The following is a 14,944-nucleotide window of genomic DNA, read 5'->3' as shown; positions in this document are numbered from 1 at the left end:
TACGGCCCGGGCATCGCGGCGGTAGGCGTCCAACTCACGGGAGGCCACCATGGCCAAGGGGAAGAAGACCGCGGGCCACGGGCGACGGCCCTGCACCGTCAGTCTGCCGCTGGTCGGGACGGTGGCGGTGCCGCCACCCGAACGGCTGGCCTTCTACGCGGTGCTGGGGGTGCTCGGCGCCCTTGAGGTCATCGACTGGCCCGTCGCGATCGTCGTCGGGGCCGGTCACCTGCTCTCCGAGCAGCATCGCTCCGGCCTCCTGCAGGAGGCCGGAGAGGCGGCGGAGGCCGCCTGACGATCACAGGGCGGGGGTGAGCGGCGGAGCCGGGCGGGCGCCGTACGGGCCCCTGATCCTGGCCTCCGCGATGCGGGCCACTCCCTCGGTGACGACCTGCGGGGACTGGGTGAAGGGAAGCCTGAGCCTGCCTTCGAGCGTGCCGTCGACGCCGAACCAGGTGCCGGGGGCCAGCCGTACGCCCTGGCAGGCGGCGGCCTCGGCCAGCAGGCTGCCCGAGTGGTCGGGCAGCCTGATCCACAGCGAGCCGCCGCCCCTGGGCACGGTGTAGTCCCAGTCCGGCATGTGCTCGGCCAGCGCGGTCGTCAGGGCGGCCCGTGACGCGCCGAGGCTGCGGCGGCGTTCGGCCCTGGTCTCCTCGATGTCCTCGAAGAGCCTGGCCACGACGAGCTGCTCGAACAGGGAGCTCGCGATGTCGACCGAGGCGCGCAGGGCGGCCAGGCGGCGCACCATGGCGGCGCCCGTGCGGATCCAGCCGATGCGCAGGCCGCCCCACCACAGCTTGGAGGCCGATCCCAGGCTGATCACCCTGCCGTCGGTGTCGAAGGCGGCCAGCGGGGCGGTCCTGGGCACCTCGTCGATGTCCAGCTCGCTCCAGGTCTCGTCCACGATCAGCGTGGTGTCGTGCCTCCTGGCCGCGCTCACCAGCCCGGCCCGGGTGGCGTCGTCCATCAGGTGGCCGGTGGGGTTGTGGAAGTCGGGGATGACGTAGGCCAGGCGGGCCCCTGACTGGCGCATCGCGCTGGTGAGCAGGTCCAGGTGCCAGCCGTCGTCGGGGATGCCGACCGGGACGATCCTGGCGCCCCGCGCCCTGGCCAGATCGATGGCGTGCGGATAGGTCGGCGAATCGAGTAGGAACGGGTCGCCCGGCGCGAGCAGCGCCATGGCCAGCAGGTGGAGGCCGTGCTGGGCGCCCGCGGTGATGAGGATCTGCTCCGGCCTGGTGGCCAGCCCCCGCGCGCAGTACCGGGCGGCGACGGCCTGGCGCAGCGGCGCGATCCCGACCGGGTCGTAGCCCATGCCCAGGGTGTAGCGCGGATAGCCCTCCCCCGCGGCGGCGATCGCGGCGGGCAGTGTCCTGGCCGCCGACGGCGCCGCGCAGTGCAGCGGCAGCAGCCCGTCGTCCTCTGCGGCGATCCAGGGGTTCTCCGCGCCGAGCGAGCCCGCGTCCGGCAGCGCCGTCCAGCTCCCCGCCCCCTGCCTGCTCTCCAGGTATCCCTGCTCGCGCAGCCGGTCGTAGGCGGAGGTCACGGTCGTACGGCTGACGCCCAGCGCCTCGGCGAGGTGCCGCTCCGCCGGGACCCGTACCCGCACGGGCAGCCGCCCGTCGAGGATCAGCGACCGCACGGTCGCGGCCAGGGTCCGGTAGTACGGCTTGGCGCCGGGGTCGATCGCCAGGAGGCGAGCGAGCTGGACGCCACTCAGATAGCGGTCCACCCACCCCACTATAAGGCCACTTTTCGTGATTGGCCCTTTTGGATGGCAGTAATGGCATGGACGATAAGTGCCATTATGAGCGAGGCAACACTTCCCACCCTCGGGTCGTTCCCCGGCCGCCTCCTGCGCCTGTACGCCGGACTGGCGCTCTACGGCGTCGGCATCGGCCTGCAGATCGAGTCACGGCTCGGCGGCAGCCCGTGGGACGTCTTCCACCAGGGCCTGTCCATCCATCTCGGCCTGTCCATCGGCACCTGGATCATCGTGGTCGGCGCGGCGGTGATGCTGCTGTGGATCCCCCTCAGGCAGCGGCCCGGCATCGGCACCCTCAGCAACGTCCTGTTCCTCGGGCTGTTCGCCGACGCCGCGATGTGGCTGGCCCCCGAGCCGGGACCGCTGGCCCTGCGGTGGGTCTACCTGGTGCTCGGCGTCGTCGCGACCGGCGCGGCCACCGGGCTCTACATCGGCGCGGGCCTGGGCCCCGGACCGCGCGACGGCCTGATGACCGGCCTCAACCGCCTGGGCATGTCCATCCGTTCGGCCAGGACCCTCATCGAGGTGACGGTGCTGGCCGTCGGCTGGCTGCTCGGCGGGACCGTGGGCCTGGGAACCGTGGTCTTCGCCCTGGCGATCGGCCCGCTGAGCCAGTTCTTCATGCCGCTGATGCGCCCCAAGGACTGATCGGGACGCCGCGGAGGCGTTAGCGTCGAGCACATGCGGATCGAGGACTACGCCCTCATAGGCGACATGCAGTCGGCGGCACTGGTCGGCCGCAACGGCTCCATCGACTGGCTCTGCCTGCCCAAGTTCGACTCGCCCGCGTGCTTCGCGGCACTGCTCGGCGACAAGCACCACGGGCAGTGGTGGCTCGGTCCCGCCGGCGCCCGGCGGCCCGACGCCACCAGGCGCCGTTACAAGGGCGACTCCCTGGTGCTGGAGAGCGAGTGGGACACCCCGGGCGGCACGGTCCGCGTCACGGACTTCATGCCGACCAGGCACGTCAACCCCGACCTGGTCAGGATCGTCGAGGGTGTCTCCGGCACGGTCGAGATGGCCACCGAGATCCGCGTCCGCTTCGACTACGGCCGCATCGTGCCCTGGGTGCGCCGTACCGACGGGCTGCTGCAGGCCGTGGGCGGCCCCGACTCGGTGTGGCTGCACTCCCCGATCCCGCTGCAGGGCGGCGACTACGCCCACAAGGCGAGGTTCCAGGTCGCCGAGGGCGAACGCCTGGCCTTCGTCTTCACCTGGCACCCCTCCCACGAGGCCAGGCCCGTCGAGATCGACCCCTTCGAGCAGCTCACGCAGACCGAGCAGCTGTGGGAGGAGTGGCTCGGCCAGTGCGCCTACCAGGGTCCGTGGCGGGACGCCGTGGTCCGCTCGCTCATCACGCTCAAGGCGCTCACCTACGCCCCCACCGGCGGCATCGTCGCCGCCCCGACCACCTCGCTGCCCGAGGACCTCGGCGGGGTCCGCAACTGGGACTACCGCTACTGCTGGCTGCGCGACGCGACCATGACGCTTGAGGCCCTCATCGGCGCGGGCTACCTGGAGGAGGCCCGCTCCTGGCGGGCGTGGCTGCTGCGGGCCATCGCGGGCCGCGCCCAGGACCTGCAGATCATGTACAGCGTGACCGGAGAGCGCAGGCTGACCGAGCTCGAACTGTCCTGGCTGCCCGGCTACGAGGCCTCCCGCCCCGTCAGGATCGGCAACGACGCCGTCACCCAGCTCCAGCTCGACGTGTACGGCGAGGTGATGAACGCCCTGTACCTGTCGCGCGCCTCGGGCATGGAGCCCGACGACCGGGCGTGGACCATCCAGCGCGAGCTGCTCGGATACGTGGAGGCCCACTGGGACGAGCCCGACGAGGGACTGTGGGAGGTCAGGGGGCCGCGCAGGCACTTCACCCACTCCAAGGTGATGTGCTGGGTCGCCCTCGACCGGGCCGTCAAGCAGGTCGAGGAGTTCGGCAGGACGGGGCCGGTGGCGCGCTGGCGGGAACTGCGCGACCGGATCCACGCCGAGGTGTGCCACAAGGCGTTCGACTCCGCGCGCGGCACCTTCACCCAGTCGTACGGCTCGGCGGAGCTCGACGCCTCCCTGCTGCTGATCCCCATGGTGGGTTTCCTGCCCCCCGAGGACCCCAGGGTGGTCGGCACCGTCGAGGCGATCCAGCGTGAGCTGATGGTCGACGGCTTCGTGCTGCGTTATCCGCTGGACGAGGACAACGACGTGGACGGCCTGCCGGGGGGTGAGGGCGCGTTCCTGGCGTGCAGCTTCTGGCTGGCCGAGGCGCTGGCGATGATCGGGCGCAAGGAGGAGGCCGTCGAGCTGTTCGAGCGCCTGCTGGCGCTGCGCAACGACGTCGGCCTGCTCTCCGAGGAGTACGACCCCCGCTACGGCCGCATGGTCGGCAACTTCCCGCAGGCCTTCAGCCACGTCCCGCTGATCCACACGGCCCGCGCGCTGAGCTGACCCCGCCCGCCGTACTCCTCGGGAGGACCCCGGGAGGGCGCCGACGAGCCAAAATGCGGCGGATCCGGAAGGCCAGAAAAGTCGTGAAAAAATTTTTCCCCTCGGGTGCAACTAAACACGGCCAAGGTCACTCTCACCTGTTGAACACCACCCGAAAGGAACAAACATGAGCGACTTCGCTACCTCCGACCTGGTCGACTACGACGGCGACGGCAGCGCCGACGCCCAGCTGATCGACACCGACGGCGACGGCTACGCCAACGAGGAGCGCTACGACACCGACGGTGACGGGGTGACCGACGTCGTCTACCTCGACAACGACGGTGACGGCTACATCGACGAGGCCCGGGTCGACTACGACGGCGACGGCGTCGCCGACTACACCCAGACCTCGGGCCCCTTCCCCACCGCCTGACCGCACGAGCAGCGTGAGCCCGTGTGTCCTCACGTGTGATCCCGTCGCGGACCACACGGGCGAATGACGAGGAAGACAACCGATGGAAGATCGACGCGCGCTCCTGCCCCTGATGCTCCTGCTGGCCTGCGCGGCACTGACCGCCTGCGGCCTCGTGGGAGGGGAGACGGGCGGGCAGACGCGGACCGTCGCCACGTCATCGGAGCCCGGCGAGCCGGGTGTCTCCCAAGAAGAGGCCGTACGGCCCCTGCGCAAGGGGCGGGGGGTGACGCCCGGCGAAACGGGGACGCCGGGCGGACCGTTCCCGCTCCCCCTCCCCCTGATGCTCACGATCGGCGGCGGGGTCGCCGTGGCGGGCGCGGGAGGGCTCTACCTGTGGTCGCGCGGCCGGCGGACGGCCGCCGCCACACCGTCCCCGGCGCCGCCGTGGCAGACGGCCCCCCAGGCCCCTCAGACCCCTCAGATGCCCCTGACCCCCCAGGCTCCCCCTGGGACGATGGCCGCCGAGGCGCCGCCGCACCCGTGGGCACCCGATCGTGACCCGCTGGCCGAGGCGCTCACCGAGGTGGCGGGCAGCGGGATCAGCCAGGCGCTCACCCAGCAGGTCGAGCGACTGTTCTCCGGAGGGCATCCGGGCAGGGAGACCCTGGTCGAGGCCTGCATCGGCTACCGGGACCAGATCGCCGAACGCCACCCCCGGCTGGCCGACACCCTGGGGGACGGTCTGAACCGGGCCGGGGTGCGGGAGATCGTCCCGGACGGGCAGCGGTTCGACCCACGCCTGCACGAGGCGTTCGGCTCCGAGCCGACCGACCGGCCCGAACTGCACGACACGGTGGCGGAGACCGTCAAGAGGGGGTACGCCGACGGCGGCCGGGTGATCCGCGTGCCGCAGGTCGCCGTCTACCGTCACCCGGCGCCCGGAGGCGAGGGTGTGGGGTGAGGCGCTCAGCCGTCGGCCAGGCCGGTCTGCAGCCGCCTCCTGGCACGGTGGATCCAGGCCCGGACCGTGTTCAGCGGCACCCCGAGCGAGAGCGCGACCTGCTCGTAGGTCAGTCCGCCCGCCCACAGCAGCAGCGCCTCCCGATGGGAGGCGGGCAGCCCCGTCAGCGCCCTGCGCAGGTCGGCCAGCCTGGCGACCGAGTCCTCGAAGGGGTCGGCGACCAGGAGTTCCTCGGCGACCTCGGCCATGAGCGCGTCCCGGGGAGGACGGCGCCTGATCACCGAGTGGGAGGCGTTGCGCGCGATGGCCAGCACCCAGGCCCTGAAGGGCGACCTGCCCTGAAAGGCCGGCAGGCCGCGCCAGGCCGCCAGGTGCGTGTCCTGGAGCGCGTCGAGGGCGTCGGCGCGGTTGCCGGTCAGGTGGTAGCAGACGCCGAAGGCCGGGCGCCGCGCCATCGACCACAGCTCGGCGAAGGCCCTCTCGTCACCCCCGCGGGCCGCCGCCACGAGCAGGCTCTCACCATCGGCGGCGTCCTCGGTCCTGTCCTCGACGGCCCCGCCCAGCGACACGCTCGTCATCGGTCACCCATCGTCCGGGAGCGGAAAATCAGCCAATGACATCACGTTCCGCGACCGCCCGGTATGTGGTGGTCCGCCATGATATTGGACCGTGATAATCCCCATTCCCGGTCGTCCCATCACGAGTCAGACGGCCTGACCGACCTGCGTCGACTCCCTCAGGGAGGGCCGGGAAACCGATACAGGAGGAGAACCTGCCCATGGTGCCGCGGACGTTCCCGCCCACCCCCCGCCCACGGCCCGCATCCGGCGGTGACGCGTGACGGCGGGCCCCGCCGACCTGCTGCGCGACCTCTGCGACTCCACCTCGGCCAGACTCGCCGGGCCCGAGCTGCGCGAGCGGATCGCCCAGGTGCGCGCGAGCCTCGACGCCCCGCTGCGGGTCGCGGTCGCGGGCGCGGTCAGCAGCGGCAAGTCGACCCTGGTCAACGCCCTGCTCGGGCTGCCCGTCGCCCCGGTCGACGCGGGCGAGTGCACCTTCGTCGTCACCCAGTACGAGTACGGCGAGGACGACGGACTCGTCACGATCGAGCTGAAGGACGGGGGCGTCGCCCACTCGCGGCTGCTGCCCGGCCACCGGCTGCCCTCGGACCTGGGGGTCGAGGTCGCCCGGATCAGGCGCCTTCGCGTCACGCTGGACCAGCCCTCCCTGCGCACGGTCACCATCGTCGACACCCCCGGCATGAACACGGTGACGGCGGCCAACGAACAGGCCGCCAGGAGCATGCTGTTCGGCTCCGGGGACGAGGACGACCGCGCCCAGGCGATGATCTACGTGCTGCGTTACGTCCAGAAGTTCGACGACACCACCCTCGCCGAGTTCCGCGGCCTCACCGGCGCCTGCGGGATGAGCTGCGTCAACACCCTGGCCGTGCTGGGCCAGGTCGACCGGCGCGGCGACGAGGACGACCCCTGGCCCACCGCGCGCCGCCTGGCGGCCAAGGGCTACCAGGACCTGCGGACCTCCGTCTTCGACGTGGTCCCGGTGATCGGCCTGCTGGCCGAGACCGCGCGGGCGTGCCCGCCGGACGCCGAGGAGTTCGCGGCGCTGTCCGAACTGGCCCGGATGGACGAGGACGACCTGGAGGACTACCTCCTCGACCTGGAGGACTTCCGCACCGCTGCCGACCTTCCCGTCTCCGCCGAGGTACGGCACCGCCTGGTCGCGAAGCTGCACCGCTACGGCATCGTGACCGCGGTGCGCGCGCTGCGTGAGGGCGTCGCCGGGGACGCCGGGGCACTCGCGGCGCACCTGCTGGAACGGTCGGGATACGCCTCCGCGGGGAAGGCCGCGACCGGCTCGGTCGCCGCGGGCATCGCCCACTTCGCCCGCCGCGCCGACCACCTGAAGGCCCTCGACGCCCTGACCAGGCTGCGCGCCCTCGCCCGCACCCCGGCGCTCGGCTCGGACCGCGTCACCCTGGACGCGCTCGCGGCCCAACTCGACGAGAACAAGCCGATCGCCACCGCGCTCGGCGGCCTGCGGATCTTCGCCGCGGCCGAGGCGCTCGGCAGGGGCACGCTCGTCCTGAACGAGGAGATGACGGCGGAGCTGCTGCGCATGGCCCGCCACGACGACCCCGCCGAGCAGCTCGGCCTGGCCGCCGGGGCGCCGAAGCCGGAGATCGCCGCCGCGGCCACCGCCGCCTCGATGCGCTGGCGCACCCTGGCCATGATGAGCGAGGGCCGCACCGGCGGGCACCGGGCCAGGGACGTGCTGACCGTCCTTGAGGACGTCGTCGGCGCGGCGCTCACCGAGGACCGGGGCCCGGCCACCCCCACGGGGGCGGGCCCGCTGCCCCCTGTCTCCGTGGACCGGGCGGCGGCCGAGGCGCTGCGCTCGTCCCCGATGGTCCCCGCGGACGAGCGGCGCTCCGTCGAGCTGCTGCTGACCGGGACCGAACTGGCGCTCCAGCTCGGCGCGCCGCCCTCGGCCCCCCGCGCCGAACTGGCCGGCTACGCCGCCGCGCTGGCCGCCAGGTTCCGCGTGCTGACCCACAGACCCCTGCCCATCAGGCAGCGCAGGGCGGCTGAGACCCTCTGCGAGGCCTACGAGGCCGTCTGGGCGTGGTGCGACCGGCCGGACGGCCCCTCCGGCACCCCCTCACCGGCACGATCCCGACAGGAGAACGTCAGTTGACGACCCCCGACCAGGCGGGCCCGGTGGCCCGGCTGCTGCGTTACGCCAACGAGGTCCACGGCCTGGCAGGCCGGTGCGGCAGGCCGGACCTGGCCGAGGTGCTGGCCGCGAGCGCGGCCAGGTGGAAGGACGAGTGCACCGACATCGTGGTCGCGGGCGCGCAGAAACGCGGTAAGAGCCGCCTGCTCAACACCCTGGTCGGCCACCCCGACCTGCTGCCCGTCGACGCCGACGTCGCGACCAACTGCTTCCTCTCCCTGCGGCGCGGCCCCCGCCTCACCGCCGTCGTGCACCGCAACACCGACACCGGGCTCGTCGAGACCCCGATCACCGTCGAGTCGATCCCCGACTACGCCTCCATGCGCGGTGACGCGGGCAAGCGGCGCGACGTCGTCAGCGTGGACGTCACCCTGGACAACCCGCTGCTGGACGGCCTGCGGCTGCTCGACACCCCCGGGGTGGACAGCCTGACGGTCGGGCACAGGCAGGTGACCGTGGCCATGCTCCAGCGGGCCGACGCCCTGCTGTTCACGCTCAGCGCGCAGGACCAGCCGGTGCTCAGGCACGAGCTGGAGTTCCTCGCCGAGGCCGCCGAGCGGGTCCAGGCGATCGTGTTCGTGCTGACCAAGGTGGAGGACTCCACCAACTGGCACAGCCTGCAGGAGGAGAACAAGGCCCGGCTGAGGACCTTCGTCACCGAGGCGATCGCCGCCGACCCCGGCAGGACGGCGACGCTGAGCCCGCTGCTGCGGGCGCCCTGGATTCCGGTGAGCTCGAAGCTCGCCGAGGCCGCCGCGGCGAAACGGCGGGAGGGACGCACCGAACGGGCCGACGCGCTGCGGGCCCGCAGCGGCATGGACGTCCTGGAGCGGTACCTGCGCGGGTTCGCCGACGGCCGGGAGTCCGCGCGTGGCGCGACCGTGGTCGCCGCCGCGCTCTCCGCGCTGAACTCACTGGCGGCCGGGGCGCAGGACGACGTCGCCGCGGGCTCCGACGACGCCGGGGACGTCACCGCACGGCTCGCCGAGCTGGACGCGGAGCTGGCCGCCCTCGGGGAACTGACGGCCAAGCGCAGGGCGGGCGCCGTCGCCAACACCTTCCTCGGGCGTGAGGTCGGCGGGATCGTGGCCGCCCGGGTGGCCGAGATCCGCCAGCCGTACGAGAACGCGATCGCCACGCTGAAGAAGCAGGAGCAGATCGACAGGTACATGGCGGAGCTGCCGGAGAGCGTCCAGCGCTCACTTGAGGCCGTCTGGTCGCAGATCGTCTACGACGTGGAGAACCTGGCCAGGACCACGCTGGACGCCTTCGCCCGCGACCTGGGCCTCGACCCGGTCGAGCTGACCTCCGACAGGCGCGCGATGCCCAACCTGTCGCAGGTCCAGGTCAAGGGGGACCAGGCCGCGGACACGCCGGTCGACGTGGACATGGTGCGGGACGTGCTGCCCTCGATCTCGATGGCCGCCTCGTTCGGCGGCCTGGCCGCGGCCATGCTCGGCCCCGTCGGCTTCCTCCTGGTCGCCCCCGCCATCGGGGCCTCCATCTTCTTCGGGCGGCGCTCGCTGGAGAAGGTGCAGCGCAACCAGGCCGCGATCAGGGGGGCGCTGCGCGACCAGTTCTCCGTCGTCGCCAGGGAGATGACCCTCGACCTGGAGCGGATGGTCGCCACCTGGCGGGTCAGCGTCGAGCAGGCCGCCGACGACAACCTGATGCGAAGGCGCAAGGACCTTGAGAGCAGGCGGGCGGAGCTGAAGTCCGCCTCGGCCCGTTCGGCCGCCGACCGCCAGAGGTCGCGGCAGTCCGGCCAGGACCGCATCGCCGCGATCAACGCCCTCACCAGGCGCGGCCACGAGCTGCGTGAGGAGCTCGCCGCAGCGGTCGCCGCCCTGGGATCGGCCCCCTGACCGTCCTGTCCCCGTTCGCGCCCCGTGCCCCCGGCGACGTCCGCCGGGGGCACGGTCGTCTTCCTGGCGTCACAGCGGCAGGTGCACCAGGGCCGCCGGCTGGTCACGGGTGGCACCGGTGGCGTCTCCCGGCCGGTGCAGGCACAGCAGGCCGCTGGGGACCCGGACGACCGGCTCGAACAACCCCGGCGTGCGGTGCACCTCCCGCGCCCCCGAGGGGGTGACGTGCACGAGCCTGCTGCGACCGGCGTCCAGCATCGTCATCCAGATCGAGTCGCCGTCCACGACCAGCCTCGGCCGCTCCCAGCGGTTCCGGGAGGTCAGGTGACCGGCCAGGGTCGCCGACTGCTTGCCCATCAGGAACTCCAGCGTGTGCGAACGCTGGTTGAAGATCCCCACCGACCAGCCCCTGGCGGGACTCACCTGGTCGGCGCCGACCGCGTAGATCTGACCGCCCGCCGGGACCCAGCGCAGGGCGCCCGCCCTGGGGCGGGGCATGACGAGCTTGGTCCTGCCGTCGGCGGTGTCGGCCTCAAGACCGGCCGAGCTTGAGGTGAACCACCTGCCGTTGTGCAGGACGACCTGGTGCAGCCAGCTACGGCCGGGCTCCCGCACCGTCGGGCGCACGACACCGCCGGGGTCGATCAGGCACAGCACCTGCCAGGGCCTGAAGTCGTGGTGCCTGTTCTGGAACATCGGCTTGTTGCTGCTGAACTGCCCGAGCACCACCGTGCAGCCTGGCGCTCCGACGGAGGGCGCGGGGTCGTTGCCGCTGGGCCCCTCCTGGTCGACGAGCCGCCGCGACCGGTTGTCCTCGTTGAGGAACCACTGGGTGTACGGCCCCAGGTCGCGCGGCTGCGGCGCCTGGAACATGAAGCCCCCGCCCAGGTCGAACTCGACCACCGACAGCTGCCCCGTCTCCCCCCAGGGCAGGCCGACCGAGCTGTCCACCGGGACCGGCTGTCGTGGCTGGAAGAAGACCCAGGCGGTACGGCCGTGCGCGATCACGGTCGGGTTGCCCCACACCTGGAGCGGGTGGGTGCCGCGGATGGCCAGGTCGGGGGTGAGGACGCGCACCAGGGTCTGCGCGGGCCCGACCTGCTCGACCGCGGCGACGCCCTCACGTGAGACGTCCCACTCGACCAGCCTGCCGAAGCGCAGCTCACGGTCGTGCCTGCCCTCGACTCCGTCGAGCCTGCGCAGCAGGTGGCCGCTGTCGAAGGCCTGGTGGACGAAGACCCTGCCCGCCTCGGCGCGGGCCTCAAGCACACCGTCGAGCACCTTGGCCACGCCCGGGACGACCGGCCCGTCCTGCGCGCCCCGCTGCGCCCCCTGCGGACCGTTCCCGGGGACGACCTTGTGGCCGCCGGTGTGACCGCCCTCCGGGCCGGTGAAGACCTGCCCGCCGCCGGTGACACCGAGGCGTGCAGAGGACTTGGCGGGCGCAGAGGGCTCGGCGCGGGCCGCCGGGACGCTCTGGGACTGTTCGGGGTCCCGCTGCTCGACCTTGAGCTTCCAGGCGAGCTGGGCGGCGCCGTACGCGACGACGATCTTCGGGTCGTCGTAGGTGCGCACCCGGTCGCCGAGCCTGTCGCGCACGGCCTCCTGGACCAGCGGCATCCGGCTGGCGCCGCCGGTCATGAACACCGCCGCCAGTTCGTCCTGCGTGATCCCGGCCCCGCGGATCGTCTCCTCCAGGATGTCGACCGTCTTGACGATCTCGGCCCCGATGAGGTCCTCCAGGTCGCTCCTGGCGATGTGCACGTCCTCGTTGATGCCGACCACGTAGTGGGAGGAGGTGTCGAACTTCGACAGCGCCTCCTTGGCCTCCCTGGCCATCTTGAGCAGGTCGGCGGCGTAGCTCACGTAGCGGCGTTCCGGGTTGCTGGTCACCTGCTGCCACCAGTCGGCGTCCAGGCGCTCGATCTGCGCCCCGAGGAAGGCGAAGATCTGTTCGTCGAACACCTCCCCGCCGATCTCGTCGCTGCCGCCGGGCTCGCCGACGACCTTGAAGTCGCTGCCGTCCGCGGTGAGCACGGCCGCGTCGAACGTGCCGCCGCCGAGGTCGTAGACGGCCAGGTGGGAGCCGTCGGCCCGTTTGGCGGTGGCGAAGTAGCGGGCCGAGGCGACGGGCTCGTCGACGAGCACGATCCGCACCCCGCGCACGACCTGCCTGGCCGCCTCAAGCAGTACGGCCTTGCGGTCCTCACCCCAGGCGACGGGGTGGGTCAGCGCGATGCAGTCGGGCGGGGCTCCGTCGAAACGCCTCCTGCCCTCGCTCACGAACAGTTCGAGCAGCGCCGCCATGGCGTCGGCGACGGCGACCGGCACCCCGCCGAGCAGCATCCGGCCCCGGCCGACGTAGCGCTTGGGGTTGCGCTCGACGCGTTCCGGACTGAGCGCGATGCCCCGCTGGGCGATCCGGCCCGCGACCAGCGTGCCGCGCTCGTCGAGCATGACGGCCGAGGGGATGCGCCGTTCCCCCTCGACCTCCAGGACGTCGAAGCGCCCTTCGGCGGCTATGACCCCGGCGGAGAAACTCGTCCCGAGATCGACGCCGAGGCACCACTGCGCCATTTGCCACTCCTCGTAGATGCGGACCCGGTCGTCCCACGTTCACAGGCCGCGGCCGATCGTGGCGGGCACGCCGGGGGCGGCCGGGGTGCGCGGGAGGCTCCTCGGGATGAGTGCGGGGCGGGAAGGCACCATCTTACGGTTCCCCGCGCTCTCACGGTGATCCCGTAGTGATCCCGTAGTGATCCCGTGGGGGCCTCCCGGGCCGTCTCAGCCTCCGGGACCGCCCTCCGGGCGGGTGGCCAGGGAGGCGAGCACCCGCGCGAACGCCTTGGGCGGGGCCACGACCAGCCGGATCTGGCCGTCCTGGCTGACGAGGTCGGCCCTGATGAGGGTGAGCCTGCCCTCGTGCCACCAGTAGACCTGGGGGCTGAGCCCGTCGGCCCGCAGGTCGCACTCGCGCTGGGCGAACAGCCGCAGCCGTTCGATCGCACGGACGACCTCGATGCCCTCGACCGGGTGGACGATCATCTCCGAACGGCTCGGCAGCGCGACCAGCACCCCGTCGGCCGGCACCCGGAGGTAGTCACCCAGGCGACGCAGGTGGGCGGCGGCGCCGGCGGTCGCGCCGCTCAGCCGCAGCGCGGTGGCGCCGCCGAGGTCGATCGCGTCGGCCGACAGCCGCCCGTCACCCGCCGCGTTGCCCACGGCCTCCTCCAGCGCCTGCGCGGCGGTGACCGGCCAGCAGCCGACCTCCTCGGGACGGAGCGGCCTGGCGGCCTCGCCGTACCCGACGGTCAGCACCTCGACCAGGTCGGCGCTGAGGTGACGGCCGACGACGGCGCCCGCCAGGTCGTCGGCGGGCTGGAGCCGGGTGCGCAGCAGCGGGCGGACCTGGTCCAGGTCGCAGGCGTCGAACGGCTCCCCGGCCGTGGCCAGGACGTGGGACAGGTGCTCGGAGACCAGCACCGGCCAGTCCTCGCGCGAGCGCCTGCGCGCCTCGGCCCGCAGTCCCGCCAGCCGTACCACGTGCCTGACCGTCCGCTCGCCGGAGTCCGACAGGGTCAGCGTCCCGCCGTCGGCGGAGAAGGCACAAGAGTAGCCGAGGGTGTCGGCGACCAGGGAGAGCAGGGAGTCGAGATCGACGTCCTCGACCGGCCGCGCGGCTCTCCTGGCCTGCCGGTCGCGACGCCGCCGGAACAGCCTCACACGCCCATCCCCTCTGCGCTCTCCTCCTAGGTCCGCACCTAGACTGCCTCCACGGGGGCGGTGTTTGAGCCGGTCAGAGAGCACGATTCTGCATCAATAGCACCAAGTGCCCCTAGCAGCACACTCAGCTGTGGTGTGCCGTGCCCCACGGGAAGGCCCGCGATGACCGGCACCCCGAGCGGCGCGAGCCGCTCCCGCAGCACCGGGTACGGATCGCCGCAACGCTCCCAGGAGCCCAGGGCGAAACCCGCGGCCCCGTCCAGCGCCCCCGACATGAGCAGCTGGGTGAGCATCCTGTCGATCCGGTAGGGCGCCTCGGTGACGTCCTCAAGCAACACGATCCTCCCCCGCGCCCGCAGCTCGTACGGCGTGCCGCACAGCGCCGCGAGCAGGCTGAGGTTCCCGCCGGTCACCGGCGCCTCGACCCGGCCCGGAACGATCACCCGATCTCCCTCGACGGGCGCGGGCGTGCCGAACAGGGCAGCGGCGAGATGTTCAAGCGTACGGGGTTCCGGCCCCTCCGGGTCACTGAGGGTCGCACAGGCGGGCATCGGCCCGAACCACGAGGCGACACCCAGCATGACGGCGAAGGCCCGGTGCAGCGCGGTGACGTCGCTCGAACCGGCCAGTGTCTTCGGCCCCGCGGCCCGCATGGCCTCCCAGTCGAGCAGGTCGAGCACCCTCGTCGCCCCGTAACCGCCCCTGGCGCAGAACACCGCGGCCACGTCCGGCTCGCACCAGGCCGCCTGCAGGTCGGCCGCCCGCGCGGCGTCCGTCCCCGCGAGGTAGCCCTCCCGGTCGAGCACGTGGGCTCCGGTGACGACCTCCAGGCCGAGCTCCCGTAACAGCCGCACCCCGCGTGCCAGGCGCTCGGGGTCGGGAGGCCCGCAGGGCGCCACGACCGCGACCAGGTCACCGGGGCGGAGCCTGCGCGGGACGGTCACGTGATCACGCACAGGATCAGGCACAGAATCGGGCACGGGATCGGGCGCGACCGGTTCGCTCACCCCCCAAACGGTGCCACACTGGGCTCA

12 protein-coding genes are annotated in these 14,944 nt (G+C 72.7%); 7 read left to right on the top strand and 5 right to left on the bottom strand.

Annotated elements, in window-relative coordinates; all coding sequences use genetic code 11:
* Positions 1 to 49: 49 nt before the first annotated feature.
* Positions 50 to 295, top strand: coding sequence for a hypothetical protein (locus ABZ463_RS18755; protein ID WP_352013143.1), 246 nt, complete (start codon positions 50 to 52; stop codon positions 293 to 295).
* Positions 296 to 298: 3 nt separating this feature from the next.
* Here ABZ463_RS18755 and ABZ463_RS18750 read toward each other — a convergent pair whose 3' ends face one another.
* A complete protein-coding gene (locus tag ABZ463_RS18750) occupies positions 299 to 1,732 on the bottom strand; it encodes a PLP-dependent aminotransferase family protein (RefSeq protein ID WP_352013144.1) in 1,434 nt (477 codons plus the stop codon).
* A gap of 75 nt (positions 1,733 to 1,807) precedes the next feature.
* On the opposite strand from ABZ463_RS18750, the gene ABZ463_RS18745 reads away from it, so the two are divergent.
* The 4 genes from ABZ463_RS18745 to grpE all read left to right on the top strand — a co-directional run bounded on the left by ABZ463_RS18745 (position 1,808) and on the right by grpE (position 5,565).
* Positions 1,808 to 2,413 carry a hypothetical protein gene (locus ABZ463_RS18745; protein ID WP_352013145.1) on the top strand — a complete coding sequence of 202 codons (606 nt, stop codon included), beginning with the start codon at positions 1,808 to 1,810 and terminating at the stop codon, positions 2,411 to 2,413.
* Positions 2,414 to 2,446: 33 nt separating this feature from the next.
* Positions 2,447 to 4,207 carry a glycoside hydrolase family 15 protein gene (locus ABZ463_RS18740; RefSeq protein WP_352013146.1) on the top strand — a complete coding sequence of 587 codons (1,761 nt, stop codon included), beginning with the start codon at positions 2,447 to 2,449 and terminating at the stop codon, positions 4,205 to 4,207.
* A gap of 166 nt (positions 4,208 to 4,373) precedes the next feature.
* On the top strand, positions 4,374 to 4,622 hold the full coding sequence (locus tag ABZ463_RS18735) for a hypothetical protein (protein ID WP_352013147.1): 249 nt from the start codon (positions 4,374 to 4,376) through the stop codon (positions 4,620 to 4,622).
* Between the two features lie 82 nt (positions 4,623 to 4,704).
* Positions 4,705 to 5,565, top strand: coding sequence for a nucleotide exchange factor GrpE (gene grpE, locus ABZ463_RS18730; protein WP_362777376.1), 861 nt, complete (start codon positions 4,705 to 4,707; stop codon positions 5,563 to 5,565).
* Positions 5,566 to 5,570: 5 nt separating this feature from the next.
* Here the strand turns inward: grpE and ABZ463_RS18725 are convergent, their stop codons facing one another.
* Positions 5,571 to 6,143 (bottom strand): sigma-70 family RNA polymerase sigma factor, encoded by a 573-nt coding sequence (locus tag ABZ463_RS18725; RefSeq protein ID WP_352013149.1) that lies wholly within the window; start codon positions 6,141 to 6,143, stop codon positions 5,571 to 5,573.
* A 259-nt stretch (positions 6,144 to 6,402) separates the two neighbouring features.
* Between ABZ463_RS18725 and ABZ463_RS18720 the strand changes: the two genes are divergently transcribed.
* Positions 6,403 to 8,283 carry a dynamin family protein gene (locus ABZ463_RS18720; RefSeq protein WP_352013150.1) on the top strand — a complete coding sequence of 627 codons (1,881 nt, stop codon included), beginning with the start codon at positions 6,403 to 6,405 and terminating at the stop codon, positions 8,281 to 8,283.
* Positions 8,280 to 10,187 carry a dynamin family protein gene (locus ABZ463_RS18715; RefSeq protein ID WP_352013151.1) on the top strand — a complete coding sequence of 636 codons (1,908 nt, stop codon included), beginning with the start codon at positions 8,280 to 8,282 and terminating at the stop codon, positions 10,185 to 10,187. The genes ABZ463_RS18720 and ABZ463_RS18715 overlap by 4 nt, the downstream gene beginning before the upstream one ends.
* A 69-nt stretch (positions 10,188 to 10,256) precedes the next feature.
* On the opposite strand, the gene ABZ463_RS18710 is transcribed toward ABZ463_RS18715, so the two are convergent.
* From ABZ463_RS18710 to ABZ463_RS18700, 3 genes are all read right to left on the bottom strand, one after another.
* Complete coding sequence (locus ABZ463_RS18710; RefSeq protein ID WP_352013152.1) at positions 10,257 to 12,764, bottom strand: Hsp70 family protein; 2,508 nt, start codon at positions 12,762 to 12,764, stop codon at positions 10,257 to 10,259.
* A gap of 207 nt (positions 12,765 to 12,971) precedes the next feature.
* A complete protein-coding gene (locus ABZ463_RS18705; RefSeq protein ID WP_362777369.1) occupies positions 12,972 to 13,910 on the bottom strand; it encodes a hypothetical protein in 939 nt (312 codons plus the stop codon).
* A 38-nt stretch (positions 13,911 to 13,948) separates the two neighbouring features.
* Positions 13,949 to 14,866: an LD-carboxypeptidase gene (locus ABZ463_RS18700; protein WP_362777367.1), complete on the bottom strand. Its 918-nt coding sequence runs from the start codon at positions 14,864 to 14,866 to the stop codon at positions 13,949 to 13,951.
* Between the last annotated feature and the right edge of the window lie 78 nt (positions 14,867 to 14,944).

It is taken from the genome of Streptosporangium sp. NPDC020145 (assembly GCF_040631275.1).
Classification (GTDB): domain Bacteria; phylum Actinomycetota; class Actinomycetes; order Streptosporangiales; family Streptosporangiaceae; genus Streptosporangium.
The sequence above is the reverse complement of the archived record's forward strand: the minus strand, read 5'-3'. Positions and strand labels throughout refer to the sequence as shown.

Coding starts and splice junctions, on each gene's coding strand:
- ABZ463_RS18755 (WP_352013143.1), top strand. CDS start 50: ATGGCCAAGGGGAAGAAGACCGCGGGCCACGGGCGACGGCCCTGCACC.
- ABZ463_RS18745 (WP_352013145.1), top strand. CDS start 1,808: ATGAGCGAGGCAACACTTCCCACCCTCGGGTCGTTCCCCGGCCGCCTC.
- ABZ463_RS18740 (WP_352013146.1), top strand. CDS start 2,447: ATGCGGATCGAGGACTACGCCCTCATAGGCGACATGCAGTCGGCGGCA.
- ABZ463_RS18735 (WP_352013147.1), top strand. CDS start 4,374: ATGAGCGACTTCGCTACCTCCGACCTGGTCGACTACGACGGCGACGGC.
- grpE (WP_362777376.1), top strand. CDS start 4,705: ATGGAAGATCGACGCGCGCTCCTGCCCCTGATGCTCCTGCTGGCCTGC.
- ABZ463_RS18725 (WP_352013149.1), bottom strand. CDS start 6,143: ATGACGAGCGTGTCGCTGGGCGGGGCCGTCGAGGACAGGACCGAGGAC.
- ABZ463_RS18710 (WP_352013152.1), bottom strand. CDS start 12,764: ATGGCGCAGTGGTGCCTCGGCGTCGATCTCGGGACGAGTTTCTCCGCC.